This is a genomic window from Clostridium sp. J1101437_171009_A5, from assembly GCF_015547905.1.
Classification (GTDB): Bacteria; Bacillota; Clostridia; order Oscillospirales; family Oscillospiraceae; genus Pseudoflavonifractor_A; species Pseudoflavonifractor_A gallinarum.
Window position 1 is genome coordinate 63,599 of sequence record NZ_JADMVY010000008.1, and the last position, 23,571, is coordinate 87,169.

Sequence of the window (23,571 nt, forward strand, 5' to 3'; positions counted from 1 at the left end):
TGGGAGCTGTGGCGTATGCACGTATACGAGATCTGAGAGAAGATAAAGACCTATCCCAGAGAGAGCTGGCTGAGATCCTCAATTGTAGTCAGCGCATTTACAGCAACTATGAGCGTGGGGATGTGGATATCCCCACGGAGATTTTGCAGAAGCTGGCCCAGTTCCACAAGACCAGCGTGGACTATCTCCTGGGGCTGACCGACGAGCAAAGGCCTTACCCTCGCCGGAGGGAGTAGCGGGAGAAAAATTCCGTGTTGCATTTCCGGAAAAATGGGTTTATAATGACCTCAACCTGTTAAAGTGAGGAAGTAACCATGAGACAGCAGCCCCTCACAACTGCATCCTATTTTGTTTCCTTTGGCTGGGCCCGATTTATGGGCGCCGGCTTTTTTGGCATGGGGAAATAAGAGGGATGAGATGAGTGGGGGACCTGCCGAAGGTCTATTCTTTGCCGCAATTTGTGGGCGCTCATTGAGTTCATCAATGAGCGCCTTTTGTTATGTAAAGCACAGGTGTACGGGCCGGAAGGACCCGGATATAGAAAGGATGGAAATACTATGGTAGTCGTAATGAAACCCGGCACGCAGCAGCAGGAGATCCAGGCCCTGGCCCACAGCTTTGAGGAGATGGGCCTCCAGGTGGGCATCACCAACGGCGTGGGATGCAGCATCCTGGGCCTGGTGGGCGACACCACCGCCGTGGACATGGATAAGATCTCCATCAATCCCCACGTGGAGCGGGTCATGCGGGTGCAGGAGCCCTATAAGAAAGCCAATCGGAAGTTCCATCCCGAGGACAGCGTGGTGGACGTGCAGGGCGTGAAGATCGGCGGGGGCCACTTCGCCGTCATCGCCGGGCCCTGCTCGGTGGAGAGCGCCGAGCAGGTCACCTCCATCGCCCGGGACGTGAAGGCCTCCGGCGCGGCCATGCTCCGGGGCGGCGCCTTCAAGCCCCGCACCTCCCCCTACTCCTTCCAGGGCATGGGGGAGAGCGGCCTGGACCTCCTGCTGGAGGCCAAGGCGGCCACCGGACTGCCCATCGTCTCTGAGATCATGGCCCCCCGGTATGCCGAGCTCTTCGAGGAGAAGGTGGACCTGGTGCAGATCGGCGCCCGGAACATGCAGAACTTCGACCTGCTCAAGGAGGTGGGCAAGCTCTCCAAGCCCGTCCTCCTGAAGCGGGGCCTGGCCAACACCTACGAGGAGTGGATCATGTCCGCCGAGTACATCATGGCCGCCGGAAATGAGAACGTCATCCTCTGCGAGCGGGGCGTGCGCACCTTTGAGACCTACACCCGCAACACCCTGGACCTCTCCGCCATCCCCGCCATCCGGCAGATGAGCCACCTGCCCATCATCGTGGACCCCTCCCATGCGGCGGGCATGTACTGGATGGTGGAGCCCCTGGCCCTGGCGGCCACCGCCATCGGGGCCGACGGCCTCATCGTGGAGGTCCACAACGATCCCGCCCACGCCAAGTGCGACGGACAGCAGTCCCTCACCCCCGAGAAGTTCGACACCCTCATGAAGAAGGTGGAGAGCCTGCGCGCCTGGCGTGAGGGCCAGAACTGAGAGAGGAGCGGCCATGAAAACACTGAGGGTAGACCTGCCCGGACGGGCCTATGACATCCACATCGAACGGGGCGCCCTGGACCGGGCGGGCGAGCTGTGCCGCGGCGTGCTCCCCCGGTGTACCCGCCTCTTTGTGGTGACCGACTCCAATGTGGCCCCCCTCCACCTGGGACGGGTGGTGAAGAGCCTGGAGGAGGCCGGCTTTGAGACGGCCTGCCAGGAGATCCCCGCCGGGGAGAGCAGCAAGTCCCCCGCCATGCTCACCGAGCTCTGGGAGAACATGATGGACTTCGGCCTCACCCGCACCGACGCGGTTGTGGCCCTGGGCGGCGGCGTGGTAGGCGATCTGGCGGGCTTTGCGGCCGCCACCATCCTGCGGGGGGTGGACTTCATCCAGATCCCCACCACCCTGCTGGCCCAGGTGGACTCCTCCGTGGGGGGCAAGGTGGCGGTGGACCTGCGGGCCGGGAAGAACCTGGCCGGGGCCTTCTGGCAGCCCAAGCTGGTCCTCATGGACCCGGAGGTGCTGGAGACCCTCCCCGACGGCGTGTTCGCCGACGGCATGGCGGAGGTCATCAAGTACGGCTGCATTCAGGACGCCGCCTTCTTCGATTTCCTGGCCCAGCGGCCCAGCCGGGGGGAAATCATGGCAGAGATCGAACACGTCCTGTATACCTGCTGTGATTTAAAACGCAGCGTTGTGGTGGAGGACGAGCGGGACGTGGGCGCCCGGCTGGTCCTCAACTTCGGGCACACCCTGGGCCACGCCTACGAGCTGGCGGGGAACTACACCCGCTGGACCCACGGTCAGGCGGTGGCCGCCGGGATGGTGCGGGCCGCCGCCCTGGGCGAGAAGCTGGGAGTCACCCCCGCCGGGACGGGGGAGCGCATCGCCGCTCTGCTGAAGGCCTTCGCCCTGCCCACCGCCATTCCCTGCACGGCGGAGGAGTATGCCGCCGCTGTGGGGCTGGACAAGAAGGGAAGCGGGGGAGACATCCAGGTCCTCCTGCTGGAGGAGATGGGGAAGGCGGTCCCCCACCGGATGACCAAGGCCGCCCTGCTGGAGGAACTGAAATGAACGTGACCATTACCCCCAAGAAGCTGGCGGGGGCCATCACCCCGCCCCCGTCCAAGTCCCAGGCCCACCGGCTCATCATCGCCGCCGCCCTGTCCGACGGGTTCTGCCATCTGTCCAACGTGTCCCTCTCGGAGGACATCCAGGCCACCCTGCGGTGCATGCGCACCCTGGATGCCGACGCCTCGGCCGATGGCACCGTCATCCGGGGCGCCGACCTGGTGGACGGCCACGAGGACCCCGCCCCCACCGTCATGGACTGCGGGGAGAGCGGTTCCACCCTCCGCTTCCTCATCCCGGTGGCTCTCGCCCTCAAGGGGAAGGGGAGCTTCACCGGGCACGGCCGCCTCATGGAGCGGCCCCAGGAGCCCTATTTTGAGCTCTTCCGGGAGAAGGGGATCACCTGGAGCCGGGAGGGAAGCGTGCTCACGGTGGAGGGACACCTCACCCCCGGGATCTACGCCATCCGGGGGGACGTGTCCTCCCAGTTCATCACGGGACTGCTCTACGCCCTCCCCCTCCTGGACGGGGACAGCGAGATCCATCTCACCACCGAGCTGGAGAGCCGGGGCTATGTGGACATGACCCTGGACGCCCTGGAGCGGTTCGGCGTGGAGGTAGAATATGACGGGGCGCGGACCTTCCGGGTCAAGGGGAACCAGATCTACCGCCATCAGGACCTGACCATCGAGGGGGACTGGTCCAACGCCGCCTTCTGGTTTGCCGCCGCCGGGATGGGGTGCGAGCTGGACATCCAGGGGCTCAATCCCCTCTCCTGCCAGGGGGATATGCGCATCGCCGCCCACTATGCCGCCCTGTGCGGGGAGCAGCTGGTCCGGGCGGCAGGGGAGACGCCCGCCGCCCGGGAGGGCCGCCGGACGGTGGAACTGGACATGAGCCAGTGCCCTGACCTGGTGCCCCCGGTGGCTGCCCTGGCCGCCCTCACCCCCGGGTGTGACACCCATCTGGTGAACGCCGCCCGCCTGCGCATCAAGGAGAGCGACCGCCTGGCCACGGTGACCGAGGTCCTCAATGCCCTGGGCGCCCAGGTGGAGGAGTACCCCGATTCTCTCATCATCCACGGCCGGGCGTCCCTGGCCGGAGGGGTCACCGTGTCGGGCCACAATGACCACCGCATCGCCATGATGGCCGCCATTGCCGCTATCCGGTGCGAGGCACCCGTGACCATCACGGGAGCGGAGTGCGTGAAGAAGTCCTACCCCAACTTCTGGGAAGAGTATGCGCGGCTGGGCGGAGCCATCCGCCGGGAGGAGGAAGCGGTATGAGATACACCATCTTCGGCGAGTCCCACGGCCCGGCCATCGGCGTGACCCTGGAGGGGGTGCCCGCCGGTCTGGCCCTGGACTGGGACTTCATCCGCGCCGAGCTCAAACGCCGCGCGCCCGGGCAGGACGACACCTCCACCCCCCGGCGGGAGGCCGACGAGGTGGAGATCCTCTCCGGCGTCTTTGAGGGCCGGACCACCGGCACTCCGCTGTGCGCCGTCATCCGCAACACCGACACCCGGAGCCGGGATTACAGCAAGCTCCGGGACATGCCCCGGCCGGGCCACGCCGATTACACCGGACAGCTCCGCTACGGGGGATACAACGACTACCGGGGCGGGGGACACTTCTCCGGACGGCTCACCGCACCCCTGGTCTTTGCCGGGGCGGTGGCCAAGCTGGCCCTGGGGGAGCGGGGGATCACCGTGACCGCCCGGGTCTCCAACATCGGCGGCCTGTCCGATCCCACGCCCGAGCAGGCCCGGGCGCGCATCCTGGAGGCCAAGCGTGAGGGAGACTCGGTGGGGGGCTGTGTCCGCTGCACCGTGGAGGGCATGCCCGCCGGACGGGGCGCCCCCGACTTCGGGTGCAATGTGGAGGGGATCTTCTCCCAGTACCTCTTTGCCATCCCCGCGGTGAAGGGGATCGCCTTCGGGGCCGGATTCGGCTTTGCCGCCATGCAGGGGAGCGAGGCCAACGACCCCTTCTGCCTGGAGGGGGGCGCGGTGCGCACCGCCACCAACCACACCGGCGGCGTCAACGGCGGCATCACCAACGGGATGCCGGTGGAGTTTGAGGTGGTCTTCCGCCCCACGCCCTCCATTTCCAAACCCCAGCGGACCGTGAGCCTGAGCGCCATGGAGGAGCGGGAGCTGGTGGTGGAGGGCCGTCACGACCCCTGCGTGGTGCTGCGGGCCGTGCCCGTGGTGGAGGCCGCCGCCGCCCTGGCCGCCTGCCAGGTGCTGGGACTGGACTAGAGAGAGGAGCACGTGAGGATGAACGATCTGGAACAATACCGCCAGGAGATCGACGCCATCGACGGGGAGCTGGTACAGCTCTTCCTCCGCCGGATGGAGGTCACCGGAAAGGTGGGGAAGTGGAAGCAGAAGAACGGGGTGCCCGTACTGGACGCCGCCCGGGAGCGGCGGGTCATCGCCGCCAAGACCGCCCTCACCGACGACCCTGTGCGCCGGGCCGATCTGGCCGAGCTCTATGAGACCATCATGGCCATCTCCCGCCGTCAGCAGCGCAAGCTGGTGCGGGAGGGGACCGAGGACCCGGGCTACGCGGCCTATGCCGAGGCCCTGGCCAACGCCCGCCCGCCGGTGGCCTCCCCCCGGGTGGTCTACCAGGGGGAGCCGGGCTGTTACAGCGAGGAGGCCGCGGTGGGCTTCTTCGGCGAGGGCGTGGAGAGCCGGGGCTGTCCCTGGTTCTCCGACGTGTTCGCCGCCCTGGAGCGGGGAGAGGCCGACTACGCCGTCCTCCCCATTGAGAACAGCTCCACCGGCTCCATCCGGCAGGTCTACGACCTGCTGGCCCAGTACCGCTACTATGTGGTGGGAGAGTATGACGTAAAGGTGGAGCACTGCCTCATGGCCCTGCCCGGCGTGGGGCTGGAGGACATCCGCACGGTCTACTCCCACGAGCAGGGCCTTATGCAGAGCGAGCGCTTCCTGGACACCCACCGGGACTGGCGGCGGGTCCCCACCCTGGACACCGCCGGATCGGCCAAACAGGTGGCCGAGAGCGGGGAGCGCACGGCTGCCGCCATCTGCTCCCGCCGGGCGGCCCGGCTCTACGGCCTGAACATCCTGGTGGAGGGCACCAACCACAATTCCCTCAACCACACCCGCTTCGTGGTGGTCTCCCCGGTCATGGAGATGCGCCCCGGGCGCAACAAGATCAGCGCCCTCTTCCACCTGCCCCACCAGAGCGGCTCCCTCCACGAGATCCTCACCCTCTTCGCGGTGCAGGGGCTCAACCTCCTGAAGATCGAGTCCCGGCCCATCCCGGGGCGGAGCTGGGAGTACCTCTTTTTCCTGGAGTTCTCGGGCGATCTGCTCTCCCCCACCATGGACGGGGTGCTCCATGAGCTCTCCCAGCTCTCGGGCGAGATGCGGGTACTGGGCAATTTCCAGGCCTATGAGGGGGGAGCGGAATGAGGGGAAATCTCATTCTCATCGGCATGATGGGCTGCGGCAAGTCCACCGTGGGGGGGCTTCTGGCCCGCCGCCTGGGGTGGGAGCTGGCCGACACCGATTCCCTCATCGAGGCCCGGGAGGGCTGCTCCATCCCCGCACTCTTCGCGCAGCGGGGGGAGGGGTATTTCCGGGACTGTGAGCGGCAGGTGTCTGAGGAGCTCTCCCGCCGGACGGGACTGGTCATCGCCTGCGGCGGCGGCCTCCCCCTGCGGGAGGACTGCATCGGCCCCCTCCGGGAGAGCGGAACGGTCATCTTCCTCCACCGTCCCCCCGAGGAGATCTACGACAAGGTATCCATGGCCGGCCGGCCCCTGGGACAGCAGGGGCGGGAGGCCTTTCTGGCGCGCTACGCACAGCGGGAGCCGGTCTATCAGGCCTGCGCCCACCACCGGGTGGAGGTACAGGCCACCCCGGAGGAGACGGCGGCGCGCATTCTGGAGGTGCTCACATGAAATTTCTCATCATCAACGGACCCAACCTGAACCTGCTGGGCAAGCGGGAGCCGGGCATCTATGGGGAGAACAGCTATGAGAGCCTGTGCCGGCGGCTGGAGGAATTTGCCGCCGCCCACGGCTCCACCGCCGTGTGCTTCCAGTCCAACCACGAGGGGGCCATCATCGACGCCATCCAGGCCGCCGACGGGGTCTATGACGCCATCGTGATGAACCCGGGGGCCTTCACCCACTACTCCATCGCCATCCTGGACGCCCTCAAGGCGGTGAGCGTGCCCTGTGTGGAGGTCCATATCTCCAACATCCACCAGCGGGAGGAGTTCCGGCACAAGAGTGTCACCGCCCCCGCCTGTGTGGGCCAGATCTGCGGCCTGGGCCTCTATGGCTACGAGGCCGCCCTGTCCTACTTTCTCTCGAGAGAGAAAGTAGGCAAAGAGAGCTTTCAATAAAAGTCTGGCGTGGCTGGAGCAGAAGAGCGCCCAAGCCATTTTCAAGAAAGGAGACGCAGCCATGGAAGTCACGCTGCACAATACGACTCAAAAACTCTGTGTCATCGGGGACCCGGTGCTCCATTCCAAGTCCCCTCTGATCCAGAACACCATGCTGCGCGCCCTGGGACTGGACTATATCTATCTCTGCCAGCCGGTGCCCCGGGGCAGGGCAGGGGAGTGGCTCAAATGTGCCGCCTTCGCGGGCTACGCGGGCTTCAACGCCACCATGCCCCACAAGGAGGAGCTCCTTCCCCTCATGGACGAGCTGGACGAGGACGCCCGGATGTACGGCGCCGTAAACACCGTGTGCATCCGGGACGGGAAGTACTATGGCTTCAACACCGACGGCAAGGGCTTTCTGGCCTCCCTCCGCCACGCGGGGGTGAACACGGCCGGACAGCGGGTGCTGGTGCTGGGGGCGGGAGGCGCCGCCAAGGCGGTGGCCCCCAAGCTCTGCCAGGAGGGAGCGGCCCGGGCCGTCTATGTGGCCAACCGCACGGCGGAGAAGGCCCAGGCCCTGTGCGCCCCCTGGGGGGAGCGGATGATCCCCGCGGATTTCCGCCCGGAGACCCTGGCCAAGCTGGCCGCCCAGTGCTCCCTGGTGGTCAACTGCACCAATCTGGGCATGGAGGGGACGGCGGGACAGTTTGCCAACTTCTCCTTCCTGGACGCCCTGCCAGCCGGAGCGGCGGTGTGCGACCTCATCTATGCCCCCGCCGAGACCGAGCTGCTCCGGCAGGCGCGGATGCGGGGCTTTACAGCCCTCAATGGCCTGGGCATGCTCATCTGGCAGGCGGTCTTCGCCCTGGAGCACTTCACCCGTACCTCCATCGACGGGGCGGCCATGCTCCCCCTGGTGGAGGAGGCGCTGAAGGCACAGAGCAGGTGATTCCGATGGAACAGGGACGGAATGGAAGGGCCATTCCGTCCCTCCAGACTGTCAAAAAAGTGTAGATCTGCGATATACGCTGCAAGAGCCTCGCAGAGTTCCGCCGTCCGCAGACGGCGGAAGAGAGTTAAAATCGTGTTTTCCGGCGGCATGTACGTCGGAAAACACTCTTCTCAGGCCGCAAGTGTGCGAGCGTCAGCGAGTGCATGCGGCGGCCTGTATCCCCTCTCAAAAATGCCTGCATTTTTGAGAAGCGTGTCGAAGCTTTTCGACACGCTGAGGGCCATTCCGTCCCTTTTGCGAAGCTGCACAAAGGAAAGGGGCGGGATGCGCCCCGGAATCGGCGAAAAGCGGACGAAAAAAATCAAAAAACCTCTTGACTTCCGGCACAGTATCCAGTACAATAATGGGGCGCCTGTGAAAAGGCGCACTGCGATGATGCGGGAGATTGCGGCGTGAGCCGGTAACTTCCGCGGAGTATGTCCGAGCGAATCGGGCGGCTGAGAAGGTTCCGTACACGGCGTATATCGCTGTGCAGGGACGAAACCGGCTGCTGTTGCGCCGGTTTTCTTCGTGTCACAGAATGATACGCACGGAAACGTGTACAGAAGATTCTCACCGTACGAAGCGTGCACGGAATACAGAACGTCACTTCGTATGTTTAAGGAGGAAAAACACCATGGCAGCTCAGAAAGAAATGATCCGCATCCGCCTGAAGGCCTACGACCATCAGCTCATCGACCAGAGCGCTGAGAAGATCGTGGAGACCGCCAAGCGCACCGGCGCTTCCGTGTCCGGCCCCATCCCCCTGCCCACCAAGAAAGAGGTCGTGACCATCCTGCGCGCCGTCCACAAGTACAAGGACAGCCGTGAGCAGTTCGAGCGCCGCACCCACAAGCGCCTCATCGACATCCTGAAGCCCTCTCCCAAGACCGTTGAGGCTCTGATGTCCCTGGAGCTCCCCGCCGGCGTCGAGATCGAGATCAAGCTGTAAGCAAAGCAGCAAACCTCAAACCGGCAACCAAATGTGTTGAACCCGCTGTCCATCGCGTTTTTGAGATGGACGGGTCAAGTTGGCCGAGCAATGAGAGTCCAATGCTCAACTCGCCCAACCAATAACCTTATAAGGAGGAAAAAACATGGAAAAGGCCATCATCGGTAAGAAGGTCGGCATGACGCAGATCTTCGACGCCGAAGGCAAGGTCATCCCGGTCACCGTCATCGAGGCGGGCCCCTGCACCGTCGTGCAGAAGAAGACCGAGGAGAAGGACGGCTACACTGCTGTTCAGCTCGGCTACGAGGACGTGGCGGAGCGCAAGCTCACCAAGCCCGAGCTGGGTCACATCAAGAAGGCTGGCGTCGCCCCCAAGAAGGTCCTGAAGGAGTTCAAGCTCGACAAGGCCGCTGAGATGAACGTGGGCGATGAGGTGAAGGTCGACGTGTTCGCCGAGGGCGACCGCGTGGATGTCACCGGCATCAGCAAAGGTAAGGGCTACGCCGGCGTGATCAAGCGCCACGGCGCCCATCGTCTGAAGGAAACCCACGGTACCGGCCCTGTGCACCGTCACGCCGGCTCCATGGGCCCCGCCACCGATCCTTCCCGTATCTTCAAGGGCAAGATCGGCGCCGGCCACATGGGCTGCGAGCAGGTCACCGTGATGAACCTGGATGTCATCAAGGTCGACTCCGAGCTGGGCATCATCGCGGTCCGCGGCGCCATCCCCGGCCCCAAGGGCGGCGTTGTGTACCTGCGTAACAGCGTCATCAACGTCAAGGAGAAGGGCGCTGCTGCTGGCATCAGCAACAACCCGCAGAAGGCTTCCGCCCGCGTCAATCCCCAGAAGGCGTCTGCGCGTAACCGCTAAGAAAGGAGAGAAACCAAATGCCTAAGGCAACTGTTGTTAACATGACCGGCACGAAGGTCGGCGAAGTGGAGCTCTCCGACGCCATCTTCGGAATCGAGCCCAACGAGGTCGTTGTCCACGAGGTCGTCAAGAACCACCTGGCCAACTGCCGTCAGGGCACCCAGTCCGCTCTGACCCGCGCCGAGGTCTCCGGCGGCGGCATCAAGCCCTGGCGTCAGAAGGGCACCGGCCGCGCCCGTCAGGGCTCTACCCGTGCTCCCCAGTGGACCCACGGCGGTATCGTCTTCGCTCCCAAGCCCCGCGATTACAGCTATGCGCTGAACAAGAAGGTTAAGCGTCTGGCTCTGAAGTCCGTCCTCTCCGCCAAGGCCGCTGAGGGCAACGTCATCGTGGTCGACGGCCTGGAGCTGGGCGAGATCAAGACCAAGGCCATGGTCAACTTCCTGAACGCCGTTGAGGCGGGCAAGAAGTCCGTGGTTGTGACCAACGAGGTCAACGAGAACGTGGTCAAGTCCGCCCGGAACATCCCTGGCGTGACCACCACCACCGCTAAGATCCTGAGCGTTTACGACATCGTGAACGCCGACAAGTTCATTGTCGACAAGGCCGCCCTGGCCGTCATCGAGGAGGTGTTCGCGTAATGGCTACCGTCGCTTATGATATCATCAAGCGTCCCATCATCACTGAGAAGTCCGCTTCTCTGTTCGAGATGAAGAAGTACACCTTTGAGGTGGCCAAGGACGCCAACAAGATCGAGATCGCCAAGGCTGTGGAGGAGATCTTCGGCGTGAAGGTCGCCAAGGTCAACACCATCAACATGGATGGTAAGGCCAAGCGCACCGGCCGCTTCCCCGCTGGCCGCCGTCCTTCCTATAAGAAGGCCATTGTCACCCTCACCGAGGACTCCAAGACCATCGAGTTCTTCGAGGGCATGGTGTAAGGAGGTAATGAAACATGGCTATTAAGACGTTCAAGCCCACTACCCCCTCCCGCCGTCACATGACTGTGTCCGCCTTCGAGGGGATCGACAAGAAGGCTAAGCCCGAGCGCAGCCTGACCGAGGTTCTGAAGAAGAACGCCGGCCGCAACAGCTACGGCCGCATCACCGTCCGTCATCGCGGCGGCGGCAACAAGAAGAAGTACCGCATCATCGACTTCAAGCGCGACAAGCAGGGCTCCGCTACCGTGCTGCGCCTGGAGTACGATCCCAACCGCTCCGCCAACATCGCCCTCATCCAGTATGAGGATGGCGAGAAGCGCTATATCCTGGCTACCGTCGGCATGAAGGCTGGCCACATCATCATGACCGGTCCCGACGCCGACATCCTGCCCGGCAACTGCCTGCCCATCGCCAACATCCCCCTGGGCACCCTGATCCACAACATCGAGCTGTATCCCGGCAAGGGCGGCCAGCTGGTCCGCGCCGCTGGTGAGTTCGCTCAGCTGATGGCCAAGGAGAACGGCATGGCTCAGGTCCGTCTGCCCTCCGGCGAGGTGCGCTATATCCGTCCCGAGTGCCTGGCCACCATCGGCCAGATCGGCAACATCGAGCATGAGAACATCCAGATCGGTAAGGCCGGCCGCAAGCGTCACATGGGCTGGCGTCCCACCGTTCGCGGTTCCGTCATGAACCCCAATGACCACCCCCACGGCGGCGGTGAGGGCAAGAGCCCCGTCGGCCGTCCCGGCCCTGTCACTCCTTGGGGCAAGCCTGCTCTGGGTTACAAGACCCGCAAGCTGAAGAACCGCACGGAGAAGTTCATCGTCAAGCACCGCAACGCGAAGTAAGGAGGCAGTAAAAGATGAGCAGAAGTATCAAGAAAGGCCCCTTTTGCGCCCCCGAGCTGCTGAAGCGGGTCGATGAAATGAACCAGACCGGCGAGAAGAAGGTCCTCAAGACCTGGAGCCGCGCCTCCACCATCTTCCCCGCCTTCGTGGGTCACACCTTCGCCGTCCATGACGGCCGCAAGCATGTGCCCGTCTACGTGACCGAGGACATGGTGGGTCACAAGCTGGGCGAGTTCGCCCCCACCCGTACCTTCAAGGGCCACGCTGGCAGCAAGACCGGTAAGTAAGGAGGAGAGAACATGGAAGCGAAAGCTGTTTTGAAGTATGCCCGCATCTCTCCCCGCAAGGTCCAGATCGTCTGCGATCTGATCCGCGGCAAGAGTGTGGCTGAGGCCACCGCCATCCTGATGGCCACCCCCAAGGCCGCCTCCGAGCTGATGCTCAAGATGCTCAAGAGCGCCGCGGCCAACGCTGAGAACAATCACCAGATGGACCCTGAGAAGCTCTACGTGTCCACCACCTACGCCGCCCCCGGTCCCATCATCAAGCGGATCATGCCCCGTGCTCAGGGCCGTGCGTACCGGATCAACAAGCGCACTTCTCACATCACCATCGCGGTGAGCGAGCGCTAAGGGAGGAGGAACAAAATGGGACAGAAAGTCAATCCCCACGGCCTGCGCGTGGGTGTCATTAAGGATTGGGACTCCCGCTGGTACGCCCGCAACGAGAAGGTCGGCGACCTGCTGGTCGAGGACAAGAAGATCCGCGATTACCTGAAGAAGACCCTGTACGGCGCTGGTATCCCCAAGATCGAGATCGAGCGCGACAACGCCAAGGTCCGCATCTACCTGCACTGCGCCCGCCCCGGCGTGGTCATCGGTAAGGGCGGCGCCGACATCGAGCGCCTGCGCCTGACCCTTGAGAAGATGATCGGCAAGTCCGTTGCCCTGAACATCGTCGAGGTCAAGAACCCCGACATGAACGCTCAGCTGGTGGCCGAGAACATCGCTCAGCAGCTGGAGAAGCGCATCGGCTTCCGCCGTGCGATGAAGAACGCCATGGGCCGTGCCATGCGCATGGGCGCCCGCGGCATCAAGACCTGCTGCTCCGGCCGTCTGGGCGGCGCTGAGATCGCCCGCACCGAGCACTATCACGATGGCACCATCCCCCTGCAGACCCTGCGCGCCGACATCGACTACGGCTTCGCTGAGGCTGCCACCACCTACGGCCGCATCGGCGTGAAGGTGTGGATCTACAAGGGCGAGGTGCTCACCCAGAGCCTGCGGACCACCCCCCGCACCCTGGACACCAAGAACTTCAAGGAGCGCTCTGACCGTCCCCGCCGCGATCGTCGCGACGGCGACCGCAAGGGCGGCTTCAACCGCCAGGGCGGTTTCAACCGCAACAACGGCGGCCGTCCCCAGGGCGGTTTCCGTCAGGGCGGCGCTCGTCCCGCCAACACTGCTAAGGAAGGAGGCTCCAACTAATGCTGCTGCCTAAGAGAGTGAAATACCGCCGCGTGCATCGCGGACGCATGAAGGGCAAGGCCCTCAAGGGCAACACCGTCACTTACGGTGATTGGGGCCTCCAGGCCACCGAGCCCTGCTGGATCACCAGCAACCAGATCGAGGCCGCCCGTGTGGCCATGACCCGTCACACCAAGCGTGGCGGTAAGGTCTGGATCAAGATCTTCCCCGACAAGCCCATTACCGAGAAGCCTGCCGAGACCCGCATGGGTTCCGGTAAGGGCTCTCCCGAGTACTGGGTGGCCGTGGTCAAGCCCGGCCGCGTGATGTTCGAGATCGCCGGCGTTTCCGAGGAAGTCGCCCGCGAGGCCCTGCGTCTTGCTTCTCACAAGCTGCCCGTCAAGTGCAAGATTGTGAAGAAGGAGACCGCCGAGACCGAGAATGGTGGTGAATAATGATGAAGGCAAATGAAGTCCGCAAGATGAACGCCGAGGAGCTCAACTCCAAGCTGGGCGACCTGAAGAAGGACCTGTTCCAGCTCCGTCTTCAGCATGCCACCAATCAGCTCGAGAATCCCGCCAAGATCGCCGAGGTCAAGAAGGATATTGCCCGAGTCAAGACCATCCTGCGCGAGCTGCAGCTCGCTGGCCGATAACAGTAAGAAGGAGGAAATAGATCATGGAAAACAGAACTTCTTCCCGTAAGACCAGAGTCGGCCTGGTGGTCTCTGACAAGATGGACAAGACCGTTGTGGTGGCCATCGCCGACCGTGTGGCCCATCCTCTCTACAAGAAGATCGTAAAGCGGACCTACAAGCTCAAGGCCCATGACGAGCAGAATTCCTGCGGCGTGGGCGACCGCGTCCGCGTTATGGAGACCCGCCCCCTGTCCAAGGACAAGCGTTGGCGCGTCGTTGAGATCATCGAGAAGGCGAAGTAAGGAGGTGCCGGAATGATTCAGCAGGAAAGCTATCTGAAGGTCGCCGACAACACCGGCGCCAAGGAGATCAAGACCATCCGTGTGCTGGGCGGTTCCAAGCGCAAGTACGGCAACATCGGCGACGTCGTTGTTGCTTCCGTGCGCAAGGCCCAGCCCGGCGGCACCGTGAAGAAGGGCGAGGTCGTCAAGGCCGTCATCGTCCGTTCCGTCAAGGGTGTCCGCCGCAGCGACGGCAGCTATGTCCGTTTTGACGACAACGCCGCCGTCCTCATCAAGGAGGACAAGAACCCCAAGGGTACCCGTATCTTTGGGCCCGTGGCCCGCGAGCTGCGCGACAAGGATTACATGAAGATCCTGTCCCTGGCTCCCGAAGTGCTGTAAGGGGGTAGGAGATAACATGAACAAGATGAGCATCAAGAAAGACGACCTGGTCGTCGTCCTGTCCGGCAAGGACAAGGGCAAGCAGGGCAAGATCCTCTCCGTCCTGCCCAAGGAGAGCAAGGTCATCGTGGAGGGCGTCAACGTCGCCACCCGTCACACCAAGCCCCGCAAGCAGGGCGAGCAGGGCGGCATCGTCAAGCGCGAGGCCCCCATCTACGCCTGCAAGGTGCAGAAGGTCTGCCCCAAGTGCAACAAGCCCACCCGCATCGGCCACAAGGTCGAGGGTGACAAGAAGGTCCGCATCTGCAAGAAGTGCGGCGCCGAGATCTAAGAGAGGAGGAGTCAACTATGGCTAACATGCCCAACCTGAAGAAGAAGTACCAGGAAGAAGTCGCTCCTGCTCTCATGCAGAAGTTCGGCTACAAGTCCGTCATGCAGATCCCCAAGCTGGACAAGATCGTGGTCAACTGCGGCTGCGGTGAGGCCCGCGACAACGCCAAGGTCCTCGAGGCCGTGGTGGGCGATCTGACCAAGATCACCGGCCAGAAGGCCATCGTGACCAAGGCCAAGAAGTCCGTCGCTAACTTCAAGCTGCGCGAGGGTATGCCCATCGGCGCCAAGGTCACCCTGCGCGGCGACCGTATGTGGGAGTTCGTGGACCGCCTGTTCAACGTGGCCCTGCCCCGCGTGCGTGACTTCCGCGGCATCAACGGCAACGCTTTCGACGGCCGCGGCAACTTTGCCCTGGGCATCAAGGAGCAGCTGATCTTCCCCGAGATCGAGTACGACAAGATCGACAAGATCCGCGGCATGGACATCGTGTTCTGCACCACCGCTCAGACTGATGAAGAGGCCAAGGAGCTGCTGACCCTGATCGGCGCGCCCTTCGCCCGCTAAGGAGGAGAACGTTAATGGCTAAGAAGTCTATGATCCTGAAGCAGCAGGCGGAGCCCAAGTTCTCCACCCGCCGCTACAACCGCTGCAAGATCTGCGGCCGCCCCCACGCCTACCTGCGTGACTACGGCATCTGCCGTATCTGCTTCCGCGAGCTGGCCTACAAGGGTCAGATCCCCGGCGTGAAGAAGGCCTCCTGGTAAACAACCGATCGTAACGCTAACGCCGCGCCCGACGTGTGAGAACACGTCTGGCGCTTGCGTTGCGTGACGGGAGGTTCGCCCGGAGTCCACCCCCGCGGGTCGAGCGCTGCTCCCCGCCGGTCTTTTGGGGCCGCCGCCCCTTCCTTACGGAGCGGTTTTCGACGTAAAATTCTCCGTTTAAGTGATAAACTGGCTGGATAGTGCAAGCGACGCTGTGAAATTTGAATAAGAGACCCCCGTTCTGGGACAGTGCCTAGGGCATTTCTCCAAAAGTGCGGATTTGGGACAATTTTTCCTTTTCACAGCGGGCTTTTCACTATATAATATCCCCTAGCAGACGGTTAAAAGGTCGGAGCCTTGCGAACTCCGATACCTTGCCGCCTTAACAGATCTTCTCACGGATCTGTAACTCTAAAAAGGAGGGTAAACTCATGCATATTACCGACCCCATTGCGGATATGCTGACCCGCATCCGCAACGCGAACAACGCAAAGCATGACACCGTGGACGTACCCGCGTCCAACATGAAGAAGTCCATCGCTCAGATCCTGCTGGATGAAGGCTACATCAAGAACTTCCAGCTGATCGACGACGGCACTCAGGGCGTTATCCGCATCACCCTGAAGTACGGCGCTGGTAAGGAGAAGGTCATCTCCGGTCTGCGCCGCGTGTCCAAGCCCGGCCTGCGCGTGTACGCTGGCGCTGATGAGCTGCCCCGCGTCATCCGTGGTCTGGGTATCGCTATCGTGTCCACTTCCAAGGGCGTCATGACCGATAAGGCTGCGCGTGCGGCCCACGTCGGCGGCGAGGTCCTTGCGTTCGTGTGGTAAGGGAGGGAGAGTAGAATATGTCTCGTATCGGAAGAAAGCCGATCTCCATCCCCGCCGGTGTGGACGTGAAGATCGATGGGAACGTCGTGACCGTTAAGGGCCCCAAGGGCACCCTGACCCGTGCGTTCCACCCCAATATGAACATCGCCCAGGAGGGTAACGAGATCCTCGTGACCCGTCCCAACGATGCCAAGGAGAACCGCAGCCTGCATGGCCTGACCCGCACCCTGATCCACAACATGGTCGTCGGCGTGACCGAGGGCTTCAAGAAGGAGCTGGACGTCAACGGCGTGGGCTACCGTGTTGCCATGGAGGGCAAGAAGCTGGTCATGAACCTGGGCTTCTCCCATCAGGTCTTTATGGAGGCTCCCGAGGGAATCACCATCGAGACCCCCAGCGCCAACAAGATCGTCGTCTCCGGCGCCAGCAAGGAGCAGGTCGGTCAGTTCGCCGCTGAAGTCAGAGAGAAAAGACCCCCCGAGCCTTACAAGGGCAAGGGTATCAAATACACTGACGAGGTCATCCGCCGCAAGGAAGGCAAGACCGGCGTCAAGAAGAAATAAGGAGGTGTGCCACTATGATCAATCGTCCCAATACCAAGGCGCAGCGGCTTAAGCGCCATAAGCGTGTCCGCTCTAAGATTTCCGGCACGCCCGAGCGTCCCCGTCTGAACGTGTTCCGCAGCGAGACCAACATCTATGCCCAGATCATCGACGATGTCAACGGCAAGACCCTGGTCTCCGCTTCTTCCCTGGAGAAGGGCTTTGAGGGCAAGGGCTCCAACTGTGAGGCTGCCAAGAAGGTCGGCCTGACTGTTGCTGAGCGCGCCAAGGCCGCCGGCATCAGCACTGTGGTCTTCGACCGCGGCGGCTACGTGTATCACGGCCGGGTGGCTGCTCTGGCCGAGGGTGCCCGCGAGGGCGGCCTCGAATTTTAAGGGGAGGAGATAACGAACATGGCTAGATTTGAAAGAGAACCCAGCGAGTTCACCGAGAAGCTCGTTTCTCTGAACCGCGTTTCCAAGACCGTCAAGGGCGGTCGCATCTTCAAGTTCGCCGCTCTCATGGTCGTGGGCGACGAGAAGGGCCGCGTGGGCTTCGGCCTGGGCAAGGCCGCTGAGGTGCCCGAGGCGATCCGCAAGGGCATTGAGGATGCCAAGAAGAACATGTGCACGGTGAGCCTGTCCGGCACCACCATTCCCCACGAGGTCATCGGCGAGTTCGGCGCCGGCCGCGTGCTCCTGAAGCCCGCTGCCCCCGGTACCGGTATCATCGCCGGCGGTCCCGTCCGCGCTGTCATGGAGGCCGCCGGCATCCACGACATCCGCGCCAAGTGCCTGCGCTCCAACAACCCGCAGAACGTGGTTTCCGCTACCTTCGAGGGCCTGAAGGCTCTTCGCAGCCCCGAGGAAGTGGCCCGCGTCCGCGGCAAGAGCGTCAGCGAGATCGTAGGTTAAGGAGGGCCGATCACAATGGCTAACATGAACATCAAGCTGGTCAAGAGCCTGAACGGCCGCATCGCCAAGCATAAGGCGACTGCCGAGGCTCTGGGTCTGCGTAAGATCGGCGACACCACCGTACAGCCCGACAATGTCGCTACCCGCGGCAAGATCGCTCAGATCGGTTACCTGCTCCAGGTCACCGAGGAAAAGTAAGGAGGTGCGCGATATGAAACTGCATGAACTTTCTCCCGCGCCCGGCTCTGTGAAGAAGGCTTTCCGCAAGGGCCGCGGCAAGGGTTCCGGTAACGGCACCACCGCCGGCCGTGGTCAGAAGGGCCAGTGGGCTCGCTCTGGCGGCGGCGTCCGCGTCGGCTTCGAAGGCGGCCAGATGCCTCTGACCCGCCGTCTGCCCAAGCGCGGCTTCAACAACATCTTTGCCGAGCGCCTGGAGGCCATCAACGTCTCCGCTCTCAACAAGTTTGAGGACGGCGCTACCGTCAATGTCTGCGACCTGCTGGAGAAGGGTATCCTCTCCAAGTGTGAGCACGGCGTCAAGATCCTGGGCAACGGGACCCTGACCAAGAAGCTCACCGTCCGTGCCTCCGCGTTCTCCGCTTCCGCGAAGGAGAAGATCGTCGCGGCGGGCGGAAAGTACGAGGTGATCTAAGTGATCGAAACCGTACGCAATGCCTGGAAGATCCCGGATCTGCGTAAGAAGCTCCTCTTTGTGATCTTCGCGCTGCTGGTCTTCCGCCTGGGCTCTGCCGTCCCCGTTCCCTTCGTGAACGGAGAGGTATTCGCCAATCAGATGAACGCCATGAGCGGCACCATCTTCGGTCTGCTGGGCGCGATGAATGGCACCGCCTTCTCCCAGGCGACTGTGTTCGCCCTGGGTGTGCAGCCCTATATCAACAGCTCCATTATCGTGCAGCTGCTGACCGTCGCCATCCCCGCTCTGGAGCGTCTCCAGAAGGAGGGCGGCGAGGAGGGCCGCAAGAAGATCGCCGCCATCACCCGGTATGTCACCGTGGCCATCGCGGTGCTGCAGGGCTTCGGCTACTACACCCTGATCAAGACGGCCGGCGCTTCCAGCGGCGTGAGCGTGCTGGACACCACCGGTGTTCCCGGCTGGTGGGCCGCCATCGTGATCATCGTGTCCTTCACCGCCGGTTCCGCCTTCATCATGTGGCTGGGTGAGCAGATCACCGAGTTTGGCATCGGCAACGGTATCTCGATCATCCTGTTTGCGGGCATCCTGTCCCGCGGCCCCTCCATGGTCCGTTATATGATCGTGGGTGTGCAGAACTGGGCCAACGGTGTCACCACCGAGGGAGCTTTCCGGCTCCATCCCGTGGGCATCGTGGCGATCCTGATCGGTATGCTGGCCATGGTGGTCTTCATCGTGTTCATCCAGAATGCCGAGCGCCGCATCCCGGTGCAGTACGCCAAGCGCGTGGTGGGCCGGAAGATGTACGGCGGCCAGTCCAGCCATCTGCCCCTGAAGGTGAACATGACCGGCGTTATGCCCATCATCTTCGCCCAGGCCATCGCCAGCCTGCCTGCCACCATCGGGGCTTTCGTCCCCTCTTCCCGCACCCCCGGCACCGGCTGGTATACCTTCCTGCAGATCTTTGATACCACGAGCGTGTTCTACATCGTGGTGTATTTCCTGCTGATCCTCGGCTTCAGCTACTTCTACTCCACCATGCAGTTCAACCCCGTGGAAGTGGCCAACAACCTGAAGAAGAACGGCGGCTTCGTGCCCGGCTTCCGGCCCGGCAAGCCCACCGCTGATTTCATTCAGAAGGTACTGGGGAAGATCACCTTCTTCGGCGCCATCTACCTGTCTGTGATCGCCATCGCCCCCATCGTGACTGGTGCGCTGGTGAACAACAGCTCTCTGGCCATCGGCGGCACCTCCGTCATCATCGTCGTGGGCGTCGCGCTGGAGACCACCAAGGCCATGGAGGCCCAGATGCTCATGCGGCATTACAAGGGCTTCCTGGAATAATCGAGGTGTATCGGATATGAAGCTGATTCTGTTGGGCGCCCCGGGCGCCGGTAAAGGCACCCAGGCTGAGATCATCAGCCAGAAGCTGGGCATTCCCACCATCTCCACCGGCAACATCCTGCGCGCTGCCGTGAAGAACGGCACGCCCGTGGGTCTGAAGGCCAAGGAGTATATGGAGGCCGGCAAGCTGGTTCCCGATGAGGTCATCATTGGCATCATCCAGGAGCGGCTGGCCGAGGCCGACTGCGCCAATGGCTACATCCTGGACGGCGTGCCCCGCACCATCGCCCAGGCCGAGGCCCTGGACAAGGCCGGTATCCACTTTGACGTGGTGCTCTCTCTGGAGATCGCCGACAGCGTCATCGAGGCCCGTATGACCGGCCGCCGGACCTGCCACGGCTGCGGCGCCACCTACCACATTGTGGCCGCGCCCCCCAAGACCGAGGGCGTGTGCGACAAGTGCGGCGGCGCGCTGGAGCAGCGGAAGGACGATCAGCCTGAGACGGTCAAGCACCGTCTGGAGGTCTATCATCAGGAGACCGAGCCTCTGAAGGATTACTATCAGGCCAAGGGCCTGCTCCAGAACGTTCCCGATCTGGGCGGCATCGAGGCCACCAACGAGGCCATTATGAAACTGTTGGGGAAGTGACTCGGATGGAAATGATTTCCCTCAAGTCCCCCCGTGAGATCGAGCGGATGCGCAGGGCCGGGCGGATTACCGCCCAGGCCCGCGCATTGGCCGGCACCCTGGTGCGGCCCGGCGTCACCACGCTGGAGATCGACACCGCGGTGCGCAAGTTCATCGAGAGCCAGGGCGCCAAGCCCTCTTTTCTGGGCTACGGCGGGTTTCCCGGTTCGGCCTGTATCTCGGTGAACGACGTCGTCATCCACGGTATTCCGGATCACCGGAAGCTCCAGGAGGGCGACATCGTCAGCGTGGACGTGGGGGCCTGCATCGACGGCTTCCACGGCGACTGTGCGGCTACCTTTGCCTGCGGAGAGATCTCCGAAGAGGCAAAGCGCCTCATTGAAGTGACCGAACAGAGCTTCTGGGAGGGCTTCAAGATGGCCAAGGCCGGCAACCGCGTCTATGACATTTCCCACGCCGTACAGCAGTTCGTGGAAGCGAACGGCTGCTCGGTGGTGCGGGACTTTGTGGGCCACGGCGTGGGCATGAAGCTCCACGAGGCCCCGGAGGTCCCCAACTTCGGTCCCGCCGGCCATGGCCCCCGGCTCCAGCCGGGCATGACCCTTGCGGTCGAACCTATGGTCTGCGCCGGAGACTGGCGCGTCAAGGTCCTGAAGGACAAGTGGACCACCGTCACCGTTGACGGCTCCCTGGCCGCCCATTATGAGAACACCATTCTCATCACTGACGGGGAGCCGGAAGTGCTCACCTGTCCTGGAGAGTGAGCCTTATGTACGATTATACCGGCTGGATCGTGCGGTCCACCGCTGGTCACGACAAGGGCGAGCTCTTTTGTGTGGTCGGAATGGAGGATTCCTTCCTCCTTCTGGCCGACGGTAAAAGACGGAAAATCGCAAAACCCAAGCGCAAGAAGCTGGGCCATGTTTCGGTGGAGAACCGGGGAGCCTTCCTCAATCCCACCATCCAGCGCGTGCACCTGGGCGAGACGGTTTCCGACAGAGCACTCCGGAGGGCGCTGGCCGCTTTCCGAGCTGTATCAAGGAGGGTATGACGCTTTGGCAAAAGACGATATGATCGAAGTGGAGGGCGTCGTGGTTGAGTCCCTTCCCAACACCACGTTCCGCGTGGACATCGGAAACGGCCACATCATTCTGGCCCACATCTCCGGTAAGCTGCGGATGAACTTCATCCGCATCCTGCCCGGCGACAAGGTGACGGTCCAGATGTCTCCCTACGACGTGACCCGGGGAAGAATCACCTGGCGAAGCAAGTAAAACAACGAAGCGCGAAGGCGTGCGTAGCAGCCGCACAGCGCACCGCGCAGGCGAAAAAGCAGTTGCGCCAACGGCGCAAGGTGTTTTTCGCGGAGCGGTAAGTAGTGTGGCGTCGCGCAGCCGCCATAGCGTGACAAGAAGCGCGAAGCGCCCCGAACAGGCGCCATAGCGTGACAACGCGCGGCGACATGATCCCATGTCCGCGCATGTACCGAACAACGACCGGCAGTCGAGGGGCCTTGCCCCCACCCCGCCGGGGCCATCAGGCTACCAGATGGAGGTAACTAAAATGAAAGTTAGACCGTCCGTGAAGCCCATGTGCGAGAAGTGCAAAGTCATCAAGCGCAAGGGCAAAGTCATGGTTATTTGCGAAAACCCCAAGCATAAGCAGAGACAAGGTTAATTAGGAGGTGCTGAAACAGTATGGCACGTATTGCTGGCATTGACCTGCCGAAGGATAAGCGGATCGAGATCGGCCTCACTTATATCTTTGGCATCGGGCGCACCAGCGCCAATAAGATCCTGGCTGAGACCGGGATCAACCCCGACACCCGCGTGAAGGACCTGACCGACGAGGAAGAGGCCAAGCTGCGCGAGTGCATTGCGCACAACTACACTGTGGAAGGCGACCTCCGCCGCGATGTGGCGATGGACATCAAGCGCCTGACCGAGATCGGCTGCTACCGTGGCCTGCGTCACCGCAAGGGCCTGCCCGTCCGCGGTCAGCGCTCCAAGACCAACGCCCGTACCCGCAAGGGTCCCAAGCGTACCGTCGCGAACAAGAAGAAGTAAGGAGGGATAAGCAATGGCTACTGCTGCTAAGAACGGCAAGAAAGTGGTGCGCAAGCGCCGCGAAAAGAAGAACGTTGAGAAGGGCCAGGTGCACATCCGCTCCTCTTTCAACAACACCATGGTTACCGTGACCGACATGGGCGGCAACGCCCTGTCCTGGGCCTCCTCCGGCGGCCTGGGCTTCCGCGGTTCCCGTAAGTCCACCCCCTTCGCCGCCCAGACCGCTGCCGAGACCGCCGCTAAGGCTGCCATGGAGCACGGCCTGAAGACCGTCGAGGTCTACGTGAAGGGCCCCGGCGCCGGCCGTGAGGCTGCCATCCGTGCCCTGCAGGCCGTGGGCCTGGAAGTCACCCTGATCAAGGACGTGACTCCCATCCCCCACAACGGCTGCCGTCCGCCCAAGCGTCGTCGCGTGTAAGAGAAGGAGGAAGTACAAATGGCAAAGAATATGCAGCCTATCGCCAAGCGCTGCCGTGCGCTGGGCATTTCTCCTGCCGCTATGGGCTACGCCAAGAAGGAGAGCAACCGCAATCCCGGCGGCCAGATGAGAAAGAAGAAGAGCGAGTACGCTCTGCAGCTGTCTGAGAAGCAGAAGGTCAAGTTCGTTTACGGCATCATGGAGAAGCAGTTCCGCTCCTACTATGAGAAGGCCGCTCGTATGCCCGGCAAGACCGGTGAGAACCTGCTCGTCCTGGTGGAGCGCCGCCTGGACAACGTGGTCTACCGTCTGGGCTTCGCCATGACCCGCCGTGAGGCCCGTCAGCTGGTGAGCCACGGCCACTTCACCGTCAACGGTCAGCGCGTGGACATCCCCTCCTTCCTGGTGAAGGCCGGCGATGTGATCGAGGTCCGCGAGGCCAGCCGTTCCTCCGTGAAGTTCAAGCGCCTGACCGGCGAGGACGCCCCCGCCGTGCTGCTGCCCCAGTGGCTGGAGCGCGAGAAGAACTCCCTGAAGGGCACCGTCACCAAGATGCCTGTCCGCGAGGACGTGGATCTGCCCATCGAGGAGCACCTGATCGTCGAGCTGTACTCCAAGTAAGAGAGCGCGTACCCTCGATTATTGGTGAGCTGTA

The 23,571-nt window shown here is 62.8% G+C and carries 39 protein-coding genes; all 39 read left to right on the forward strand.

Annotation, left to right across the window (positions count from 1 at the left end):
• Positions 1 to 8: 8 nt before the first annotated feature.
• The 39 genes from I2C21_RS11560 (at position 9) to rpsD (ending at position 23,537) form a co-directional block, all read left to right on the forward strand.
• A complete protein-coding gene (locus tag I2C21_RS11560) occupies positions 9 to 236 on the forward strand; it encodes a helix-turn-helix domain-containing protein (RefSeq protein WP_328821077.1) in 228 nt (75 codons plus the stop codon).
• Between the two features lie 321 nt (positions 237 to 557).
• Positions 558 to 1,571, forward strand: a complete 1,014-nt coding sequence (aroF, locus tag I2C21_RS11565) for a 3-deoxy-7-phosphoheptulonate synthase (protein ID WP_101691653.1) — start codon at positions 558 to 560, stop codon at positions 1,569 to 1,571.
• A 13-nt stretch (positions 1,572 to 1,584) separates the two neighbouring features.
• Entirely contained in the window at positions 1,585 to 2,649 is a 1,065-nt protein-coding gene (gene aroB / locus I2C21_RS11570; protein ID WP_101691654.1) for a 3-dehydroquinate synthase, read from the forward strand.
• The gene (gene aroA, locus I2C21_RS11575; RefSeq protein ID WP_195279354.1) at positions 2,646 to 3,932 is read left to right on the forward strand and encodes a 3-phosphoshikimate 1-carboxyvinyltransferase; all 1,287 of its coding nucleotides are present in this window, start codon (positions 2,646 to 2,648) and stop codon (positions 3,930 to 3,932) included. Before aroB ends, aroA begins: the two co-directional genes overlap by 4 nt.
• Positions 3,929 to 4,909 carry a chorismate synthase gene (locus I2C21_RS11580; RefSeq protein WP_195279355.1) on the forward strand — a complete coding sequence of 327 codons (981 nt, stop codon included), beginning with the start codon at positions 3,929 to 3,931 and terminating at the stop codon, positions 4,907 to 4,909. The genes aroA and I2C21_RS11580 overlap by 4 nt, the downstream gene beginning before the upstream one ends.
• 18 nt (positions 4,910 to 4,927) lie before the next feature.
• The gene (locus I2C21_RS11585) at positions 4,928 to 6,094 is read left to right on the forward strand and encodes a bifunctional chorismate mutase/prephenate dehydratase (RefSeq protein ID WP_195279356.1); all 1,167 of its coding nucleotides are present in this window, start codon (positions 4,928 to 4,930) and stop codon (positions 6,092 to 6,094) included.
• Positions 6,091 to 6,585, forward strand: a complete 495-nt coding sequence (locus I2C21_RS11590; RefSeq protein WP_195279357.1) for a shikimate kinase — start codon at positions 6,091 to 6,093, stop codon at positions 6,583 to 6,585. The genes I2C21_RS11585 and I2C21_RS11590 overlap by 4 nt, the downstream gene beginning before the upstream one ends.
• Complete coding sequence (gene aroQ, locus I2C21_RS11595; RefSeq protein ID WP_101691659.1) at positions 6,582 to 7,034, forward strand: type II 3-dehydroquinate dehydratase; 453 nt, start codon at positions 6,582 to 6,584, stop codon at positions 7,032 to 7,034. The genes I2C21_RS11590 and aroQ overlap by 4 nt, the downstream gene beginning before the upstream one ends.
• A gap of 61 nt (positions 7,035 to 7,095) precedes the next feature.
• Positions 7,096 to 7,965, forward strand: coding sequence for a shikimate dehydrogenase (aroE, locus tag I2C21_RS11600; protein ID WP_195279358.1), 870 nt, complete (start codon positions 7,096 to 7,098; stop codon positions 7,963 to 7,965).
• A gap of 679 nt (positions 7,966 to 8,644) precedes the next feature.
• Positions 8,645 to 8,959, forward strand: a complete 315-nt coding sequence (gene rpsJ, locus I2C21_RS11605) for a 30S ribosomal protein S10 (protein WP_006573401.1) — start codon at positions 8,645 to 8,647, stop codon at positions 8,957 to 8,959.
• A 145-nt stretch (positions 8,960 to 9,104) separates the two neighbouring features.
• Positions 9,105 to 9,830, forward strand: a complete 726-nt coding sequence (gene rplC, locus I2C21_RS11610; RefSeq protein ID WP_101691661.1) for a 50S ribosomal protein L3 — start codon at positions 9,105 to 9,107, stop codon at positions 9,828 to 9,830.
• Positions 9,831 to 9,847: 17 nt separating this feature from the next.
• A complete protein-coding gene (gene rplD / locus I2C21_RS11615) occupies positions 9,848 to 10,471 on the forward strand; it encodes a 50S ribosomal protein L4 (protein ID WP_101691662.1) in 624 nt (207 codons plus the stop codon).
• Positions 10,471 to 10,770 carry a 50S ribosomal protein L23 gene (rplW, locus tag I2C21_RS11620; protein WP_101691663.1) on the forward strand — a complete coding sequence of 100 codons (300 nt, stop codon included), beginning with the start codon at positions 10,471 to 10,473 and terminating at the stop codon, positions 10,768 to 10,770. The genes rplD and rplW overlap by 1 nt, the downstream gene beginning before the upstream one ends.
• 14 nt (positions 10,771 to 10,784) lie before the next feature.
• Positions 10,785 to 11,618, forward strand: a complete 834-nt coding sequence (gene rplB / locus I2C21_RS11625; RefSeq protein ID WP_101691664.1) for a 50S ribosomal protein L2 — start codon at positions 10,785 to 10,787, stop codon at positions 11,616 to 11,618.
• A 14-nt stretch (positions 11,619 to 11,632) separates the two neighbouring features.
• On the forward strand, positions 11,633 to 11,905 hold the full coding sequence (gene rpsS, locus I2C21_RS11630) for a 30S ribosomal protein S19 (RefSeq protein WP_101691665.1): 273 nt from the start codon (positions 11,633 to 11,635) through the stop codon (positions 11,903 to 11,905).
• 12 nt (positions 11,906 to 11,917) lie between these two features.
• Positions 11,918 to 12,250 (forward strand): 50S ribosomal protein L22, encoded by a 333-nt coding sequence (gene rplV / locus I2C21_RS11635; protein ID WP_195279359.1) that lies wholly within the window; start codon positions 11,918 to 11,920, stop codon positions 12,248 to 12,250.
• Between the two features lie 15 nt (positions 12,251 to 12,265).
• Positions 12,266 to 13,105: a 30S ribosomal protein S3 gene (rpsC, locus tag I2C21_RS11640; RefSeq protein ID WP_101691667.1), complete on the forward strand. Its 840-nt coding sequence runs from the start codon at positions 12,266 to 12,268 to the stop codon at positions 13,103 to 13,105.
• On the forward strand, positions 13,105 to 13,539 hold the full coding sequence (rplP, locus tag I2C21_RS11645) for a 50S ribosomal protein L16 (RefSeq protein WP_101691668.1): 435 nt from the start codon (positions 13,105 to 13,107) through the stop codon (positions 13,537 to 13,539). Before rpsC ends, rplP begins: the two co-directional genes overlap by 1 nt.
• Before the next feature lie 2 nt (positions 13,540 to 13,541).
• Positions 13,542 to 13,739, forward strand: a complete 198-nt coding sequence (gene rpmC / locus I2C21_RS11650) for a 50S ribosomal protein L29 (RefSeq protein WP_180956764.1) — start codon at positions 13,542 to 13,544, stop codon at positions 13,737 to 13,739.
• Positions 13,740 to 13,762: 23 nt separating this feature from the next.
• Complete coding sequence (gene rpsQ, locus I2C21_RS11655; protein WP_101691670.1) at positions 13,763 to 14,023, forward strand: 30S ribosomal protein S17; 261 nt, start codon at positions 13,763 to 13,765, stop codon at positions 14,021 to 14,023.
• A 12-nt stretch (positions 14,024 to 14,035) separates the two neighbouring features.
• Complete coding sequence (gene rplN, locus I2C21_RS11660) at positions 14,036 to 14,404, forward strand: 50S ribosomal protein L14 (protein ID WP_101691671.1); 369 nt, start codon at positions 14,036 to 14,038, stop codon at positions 14,402 to 14,404.
• Between the two features lie 16 nt (positions 14,405 to 14,420).
• Positions 14,421 to 14,735 carry a 50S ribosomal protein L24 gene (gene rplX / locus I2C21_RS11665; protein ID WP_101691672.1) on the forward strand — a complete coding sequence of 105 codons (315 nt, stop codon included), beginning with the start codon at positions 14,421 to 14,423 and terminating at the stop codon, positions 14,733 to 14,735.
• A 26-nt stretch (positions 14,736 to 14,761) separates the two neighbouring features.
• Positions 14,762 to 15,301: a 50S ribosomal protein L5 gene (gene rplE / locus I2C21_RS11670; protein WP_180956766.1), complete on the forward strand. Its 540-nt coding sequence runs from the start codon at positions 14,762 to 14,764 to the stop codon at positions 15,299 to 15,301.
• A 14-nt stretch (positions 15,302 to 15,315) separates the two neighbouring features.
• Positions 15,316 to 15,501: a type Z 30S ribosomal protein S14 gene (locus tag I2C21_RS11675; protein ID WP_006573415.1), complete on the forward strand. Its 186-nt coding sequence runs from the start codon at positions 15,316 to 15,318 to the stop codon at positions 15,499 to 15,501.
• A gap of 431 nt (positions 15,502 to 15,932) precedes the next feature.
• Positions 15,933 to 16,331, forward strand: coding sequence for a 30S ribosomal protein S8 (rpsH, locus tag I2C21_RS11680; RefSeq protein ID WP_087259939.1), 399 nt, complete (start codon positions 15,933 to 15,935; stop codon positions 16,329 to 16,331).
• Positions 16,332 to 16,348: 17 nt separating this feature from the next.
• Positions 16,349 to 16,894: a 50S ribosomal protein L6 gene (gene rplF, locus I2C21_RS11685; protein WP_101691674.1), complete on the forward strand. Its 546-nt coding sequence runs from the start codon at positions 16,349 to 16,351 to the stop codon at positions 16,892 to 16,894.
• Between the two features lie 14 nt (positions 16,895 to 16,908).
• Positions 16,909 to 17,268, forward strand: coding sequence for a 50S ribosomal protein L18 (gene rplR, locus I2C21_RS11690; RefSeq protein ID WP_186963505.1), 360 nt, complete (start codon positions 16,909 to 16,911; stop codon positions 17,266 to 17,268).
• A gap of 18 nt (positions 17,269 to 17,286) precedes the next feature.
• The gene (gene rpsE, locus I2C21_RS11695; RefSeq protein ID WP_101691676.1) at positions 17,287 to 17,787 is read left to right on the forward strand and encodes a 30S ribosomal protein S5; all 501 of its coding nucleotides are present in this window, start codon (positions 17,287 to 17,289) and stop codon (positions 17,785 to 17,787) included.
• A gap of 15 nt (positions 17,788 to 17,802) precedes the next feature.
• Complete coding sequence (rpmD, locus tag I2C21_RS11700) at positions 17,803 to 17,985, forward strand: 50S ribosomal protein L30 (protein WP_101691677.1); 183 nt, start codon at positions 17,803 to 17,805, stop codon at positions 17,983 to 17,985.
• A 13-nt stretch (positions 17,986 to 17,998) separates the two neighbouring features.
• Positions 17,999 to 18,439, forward strand: a complete 441-nt coding sequence (rplO, locus tag I2C21_RS11705) for a 50S ribosomal protein L15 (protein ID WP_101691678.1) — start codon at positions 17,999 to 18,001, stop codon at positions 18,437 to 18,439.
• Positions 18,440 to 19,783: a preprotein translocase subunit SecY gene (gene secY, locus I2C21_RS11710; protein WP_101691679.1), complete on the forward strand. Its 1,344-nt coding sequence runs from the start codon at positions 18,440 to 18,442 to the stop codon at positions 19,781 to 19,783. It abuts the gene before it with no gap.
• A 16-nt stretch (positions 19,784 to 19,799) separates the two neighbouring features.
• Positions 19,800 to 20,432, forward strand: coding sequence for an adenylate kinase (locus I2C21_RS11715; protein WP_101691680.1), 633 nt, complete (start codon positions 19,800 to 19,802; stop codon positions 20,430 to 20,432).
• An 11-nt stretch (positions 20,433 to 20,443) separates the two neighbouring features.
• The gene (gene map / locus I2C21_RS11720; RefSeq protein WP_101692045.1) at positions 20,444 to 21,196 is read left to right on the forward strand and encodes a type I methionyl aminopeptidase; all 753 of its coding nucleotides are present in this window, start codon (positions 20,444 to 20,446) and stop codon (positions 21,194 to 21,196) included.
• A gap of 5 nt (positions 21,197 to 21,201) precedes the next feature.
• Complete coding sequence (locus I2C21_RS11725) at positions 21,202 to 21,483, forward strand: KOW domain-containing RNA-binding protein (protein WP_101691681.1); 282 nt, start codon at positions 21,202 to 21,204, stop codon at positions 21,481 to 21,483.
• A gap of 4 nt (positions 21,484 to 21,487) precedes the next feature.
• A complete protein-coding gene (gene infA, locus I2C21_RS11730; protein WP_087259922.1) occupies positions 21,488 to 21,706 on the forward strand; it encodes a translation initiation factor IF-1 in 219 nt (72 codons plus the stop codon).
• Between the two features lie 289 nt (positions 21,707 to 21,995).
• A complete protein-coding gene (gene rpmJ, locus I2C21_RS11735; protein ID WP_008982609.1) occupies positions 21,996 to 22,109 on the forward strand; it encodes a 50S ribosomal protein L36 in 114 nt (37 codons plus the stop codon).
• 20 nt (positions 22,110 to 22,129) lie between these two features.
• Positions 22,130 to 22,498: a 30S ribosomal protein S13 gene (gene rpsM / locus I2C21_RS11740; RefSeq protein ID WP_101691682.1), complete on the forward strand. Its 369-nt coding sequence runs from the start codon at positions 22,130 to 22,132 to the stop codon at positions 22,496 to 22,498.
• 13 nt (positions 22,499 to 22,511) lie between these two features.
• Entirely contained in the window at positions 22,512 to 22,916 is a 405-nt protein-coding gene (rpsK, locus tag I2C21_RS11745) for a 30S ribosomal protein S11 (RefSeq protein WP_101691683.1), read from the forward strand.
• Between the two features lie 18 nt (positions 22,917 to 22,934).
• Positions 22,935 to 23,537 carry a 30S ribosomal protein S4 gene (gene rpsD / locus I2C21_RS11750; protein ID WP_101691684.1) on the forward strand — a complete coding sequence of 201 codons (603 nt, stop codon included), beginning with the start codon at positions 22,935 to 22,937 and terminating at the stop codon, positions 23,535 to 23,537.
• Positions 23,538 to 23,571 lie beyond the last annotated feature (34 nt).

What these genes read in the sequence shown, in the direction of transcription:
- rpsJ (WP_006573401.1), top strand. Translation starts at nt 8,645, where the DNA reads ATGGCAGCTCAGAAAGAAATGATCCGCATCCGCCTGAAGGCCTACGAC.
- aroQ (WP_101691659.1), top strand. Translation starts at nt 6,582, where the DNA reads ATGAAATTTCTCATCATCAACGGACCCAACCTGAACCTGCTGGGCAAG.
- rpsC (WP_101691667.1), top strand. Translation starts at nt 12,266, where the DNA reads ATGGGACAGAAAGTCAATCCCCACGGCCTGCGCGTGGGTGTCATTAAG.
- rpsS (WP_101691665.1), top strand. Translation starts at nt 11,633, where the DNA reads ATGAGCAGAAGTATCAAGAAAGGCCCCTTTTGCGCCCCCGAGCTGCTG.
- rplN (WP_101691671.1), top strand. Translation starts at nt 14,036, where the DNA reads ATGATTCAGCAGGAAAGCTATCTGAAGGTCGCCGACAACACCGGCGCC.
- rpsQ (WP_101691670.1), top strand. Translation starts at nt 13,763, where the DNA reads ATGGAAAACAGAACTTCTTCCCGTAAGACCAGAGTCGGCCTGGTGGTC.
- rplX (WP_101691672.1), top strand. Translation starts at nt 14,421, where the DNA reads ATGAACAAGATGAGCATCAAGAAAGACGACCTGGTCGTCGTCCTGTCC.
- aroE (WP_195279358.1), top strand. Translation starts at nt 7,096, where the DNA reads ATGGAAGTCACGCTGCACAATACGACTCAAAAACTCTGTGTCATCGGG.
- rpmJ (WP_008982609.1), top strand. Translation starts at nt 21,996, where the DNA reads ATGAAAGTTAGACCGTCCGTGAAGCCCATGTGCGAGAAGTGCAAAGTC.
- rplP (WP_101691668.1), top strand. Translation starts at nt 13,105, where the DNA reads ATGCTGCTGCCTAAGAGAGTGAAATACCGCCGCGTGCATCGCGGACGC.
- rpmC (WP_180956764.1), top strand. Translation starts at nt 13,542, where the DNA reads ATGAAGGCAAATGAAGTCCGCAAGATGAACGCCGAGGAGCTCAACTCC.
- rplF (WP_101691674.1), top strand. Translation starts at nt 16,349, where the DNA reads ATGTCTCGTATCGGAAGAAAGCCGATCTCCATCCCCGCCGGTGTGGAC.
- aroA (WP_195279354.1), top strand. Translation starts at nt 2,646, where the DNA reads ATGAACGTGACCATTACCCCCAAGAAGCTGGCGGGGGCCATCACCCCG.
- I2C21_RS11715 (WP_101691680.1), top strand. Translation starts at nt 19,800, where the DNA reads ATGAAGCTGATTCTGTTGGGCGCCCCGGGCGCCGGTAAAGGCACCCAG.
- rplE (WP_180956766.1), top strand. Translation starts at nt 14,762, where the DNA reads ATGCCCAACCTGAAGAAGAAGTACCAGGAAGAAGTCGCTCCTGCTCTC.
- I2C21_RS11675 (WP_006573415.1), top strand. Translation starts at nt 15,316, where the DNA reads ATGGCTAAGAAGTCTATGATCCTGAAGCAGCAGGCGGAGCCCAAGTTC.
- map (WP_101692045.1), top strand. Translation starts at nt 20,444, where the DNA reads ATGATTTCCCTCAAGTCCCCCCGTGAGATCGAGCGGATGCGCAGGGCC.
- rpmD (WP_101691677.1), top strand. Translation starts at nt 17,803, where the DNA reads ATGGCTAACATGAACATCAAGCTGGTCAAGAGCCTGAACGGCCGCATC.
- aroF (WP_101691653.1), top strand. Translation starts at nt 558, where the DNA reads ATGGTAGTCGTAATGAAACCCGGCACGCAGCAGCAGGAGATCCAGGCC.
- rplD (WP_101691662.1), top strand. Translation starts at nt 9,848, where the DNA reads ATGCCTAAGGCAACTGTTGTTAACATGACCGGCACGAAGGTCGGCGAA.
- rplO (WP_101691678.1), top strand. Translation starts at nt 17,999, where the DNA reads ATGAAACTGCATGAACTTTCTCCCGCGCCCGGCTCTGTGAAGAAGGCT.
- rplR (WP_186963505.1), top strand. Translation starts at nt 16,909, where the DNA reads ATGATCAATCGTCCCAATACCAAGGCGCAGCGGCTTAAGCGCCATAAG.
- rpsH (WP_087259939.1), top strand. Translation starts at nt 15,933, where the DNA reads ATGCATATTACCGACCCCATTGCGGATATGCTGACCCGCATCCGCAAC.
- rpsE (WP_101691676.1), top strand. Translation starts at nt 17,287, where the DNA reads ATGGCTAGATTTGAAAGAGAACCCAGCGAGTTCACCGAGAAGCTCGTT.
- I2C21_RS11725 (WP_101691681.1), top strand. Translation starts at nt 21,202, where the DNA reads ATGTACGATTATACCGGCTGGATCGTGCGGTCCACCGCTGGTCACGAC.
- I2C21_RS11590 (WP_195279357.1), top strand. Translation starts at nt 6,091, where the DNA reads ATGAGGGGAAATCTCATTCTCATCGGCATGATGGGCTGCGGCAAGTCC.
- rplV (WP_195279359.1), top strand. Translation starts at nt 11,918, where the DNA reads ATGGAAGCGAAAGCTGTTTTGAAGTATGCCCGCATCTCTCCCCGCAAG.
- rplC (WP_101691661.1), top strand. Translation starts at nt 9,105, where the DNA reads ATGGAAAAGGCCATCATCGGTAAGAAGGTCGGCATGACGCAGATCTTC.
- rpsM (WP_101691682.1), top strand. Translation starts at nt 22,130, where the DNA reads ATGGCACGTATTGCTGGCATTGACCTGCCGAAGGATAAGCGGATCGAG.
- rplB (WP_101691664.1), top strand. Translation starts at nt 10,785, where the DNA reads ATGGCTATTAAGACGTTCAAGCCCACTACCCCCTCCCGCCGTCACATG.
- aroB (WP_101691654.1), top strand. Translation starts at nt 1,585, where the DNA reads ATGAAAACACTGAGGGTAGACCTGCCCGGACGGGCCTATGACATCCAC.
- rpsK (WP_101691683.1), top strand. Translation starts at nt 22,512, where the DNA reads ATGGCTACTGCTGCTAAGAACGGCAAGAAAGTGGTGCGCAAGCGCCGC.
- rpsD (WP_101691684.1), top strand. Translation starts at nt 22,935, where the DNA reads ATGGCAAAGAATATGCAGCCTATCGCCAAGCGCTGCCGTGCGCTGGGC.
- rplW (WP_101691663.1), top strand. Translation starts at nt 10,471, where the DNA reads ATGGCTACCGTCGCTTATGATATCATCAAGCGTCCCATCATCACTGAG.
- I2C21_RS11585 (WP_195279356.1), top strand. Translation starts at nt 4,928, where the DNA reads ATGAACGATCTGGAACAATACCGCCAGGAGATCGACGCCATCGACGGG.
- I2C21_RS11580 (WP_195279355.1), top strand. Translation starts at nt 3,929, where the DNA reads ATGAGATACACCATCTTCGGCGAGTCCCACGGCCCGGCCATCGGCGTG.